The sequence below is a fragment of the Streptomyces bohaiensis genome, assembly GCF_012033785.1.
GTDB lineage: Bacteria > Actinomycetota > Actinomycetes > Streptomycetales > Streptomycetaceae > Streptomyces > Streptomyces bohaiensis.
This window is the reverse complement of the sequence record NZ_JAAVJC010000475.1, coordinates 1-1,907: the sequence shown is the minus strand read 5'-3', so window position 1 is coordinate 1,907 and position 1,907 is coordinate 1. Positions and strand designations below refer to the sequence as shown.

Below are 1,907 nucleotides of genomic sequence, written 5' to 3'. Positions count from 1 at the left end.
GGCCCTGGCGCTCGGCGCCTGGGCCTGGGGGCTGAGCTTCGGGGGTGTCTGGCAGTTCTGGCTCGAGCCGCTGTACGTCCTCGTCCCCGACAGTTGGTGGGAGAACGGCGACTCCACCGCCTACGTGGTCGCCTACAACCTCCACTACCTGGTGTGGACCGGACTCCTCGTCGGAATCGCGGCCGTGGCCGGCGACTGGCGCGGCGCGCTGCGCCGCCTTCGCACCGGGCCCCCCGCCGACAGCCGTGCCTCCGCCGCCGATCTCGGTCGCTGGCAGCAGCTGCGGGACGGCGGCGCCGAGGAGGCAGCGGAACGGCTCACCAGCGAGCTGCGGGCCGGCTCGTTGACCGACCTCGACTACGTGCGGATCGACCACGCGTGGCAGGCGGTCCGCGCGCGGCCGACCGAGCTCCCGGCGTTCACCGAGGCCGTCCGGAGGAACGGGCCCGGCGCCTTCACGCACCCCTCGGGCGCGCGCGATCTCGCAGCGCGCACGGCACAGCACGACCTGTTGACCCAGCAGGTACTCATCGGTGAGGCGGTGGACGACGACCGCAATCCGTACGCACGCCGCGCCACCGGGGTGGCGCTCGACCCCACGGTGCTCGGCACGTCCCTGCTGGCTGTGGGACCGCCCGGCTCCGGCAAGACCGGACGTGTGGTGCGCCCGGTGACCGAGACCCTGTGCCTCCAGGCGCTGGCCGGTCGGGCCGCGGTCGTCGCCCTGGGCGGGGCGTTCGCCGCGCTCGGGCCCGACGACGCCTTCGACGTCGTGGTGCGCGTCGGGGATCCCTCGGGCGGCCATCGCCTCGACCTCTACGGGGGCATCGAGGACACGGACGAGGCGGCGAGCCTGCTCGCGGAGGTGCTGACCGCCGGCACCCGCGCCGACGCCGGGGAGGCCGCTGCAGCGCTCGCGCAACTCGTCGGCCCCTACCGGGCCGCCTACGGCAGGCTCCCCGACGTCCCCGAGCTGCGCGCACTCCTGGACGGCGCCCCCGGCCTGCTGACGACGCTCGGTGAGGATCTCGAGCACGCCGGAGCCTGGGACCAGCTCCGGGAACTCACCGCGCGCACCCGCCAGTCGGAACGTCCGAACGACGTCGGTGTGCTGCTGGCGGACCGCCTCGCCGTCCTCGACCGCTGCGGCTTCTCCGCCGCGCCGGGCGACGCGGCGGCGCGGCGCGTCCGACCGTTCTCCCTCGCCGCCGCTCTGGAGCATCCGCTCCGCATCCGCGTCGATCTGCCGGCGACCGGTCACGCGGAGGCCTCCCGGATCATCACCCGTCTGCTGCTCGCTCAGTTCACCGCTGCTGCCACCACCCGAGGAGACCGCTCGCTCTTCGCCTGCCTCGTCGTCGACGACGCCACCGCGGCGTTCACCGCCGCGACAGTACGCGGTCTGACCCACCTCCGGCCGGCCAACGCCGGGGCGGTCCTGGCACTGCGCACCCTCGACGAGGTGCCGGAACGACTGCGCGCCGGACTGCTGGGCGCGGTGGGGTGCCGCATGGCGCTCTCCGGCATCACCACCTGGGACGGCGAGCACTTCGCCCGCGCCTGGGGCAAGGAGTGGACCGAGGACAGGGACGTCAGCAGCTCGCCCGACCGCCACGGCGGTGCGCTGCGCCGCGGGGCACGCGGGGTGCGGAAGCTCTTCACGGGGCGGGCCGCGACCACGGAGACCGTGACCGTCCGACGGGTGGAGCGGGAGCGCTGGTCCGCCTCGGAACTGGCGCACCGGCTGCCCCCGCGGCACGCCGTGATGTCCCTGACCACCGTCGCCGGCGAGAGCGGGCCGCCTGTCCTGGTGCGGCTGGGGAGCTGACGCCGCACGGGGCGCGCGGCGCGCGCTGCGCCCCGTGCCGCGCTGCGGGGCGCACCGCGGACGGGGCCCCGTGCCGCAC

1 protein-coding gene is annotated in these 1,907 nt (G+C 75.6%); it reads left to right on the top strand.

All coding sequences use genetic code 11. From position 1 onward, the window contains the following. Window positions 1-1,828, top strand: a 1,828-nt coding sequence (locus HCN52_RS24070) for a type IV secretory system conjugative DNA transfer family protein (RefSeq protein ID WP_168090530.1), incomplete at its 5' end; no start/stop codon positions are given. Window positions 1,829-1,907: the final 79 nt, after the last annotated feature.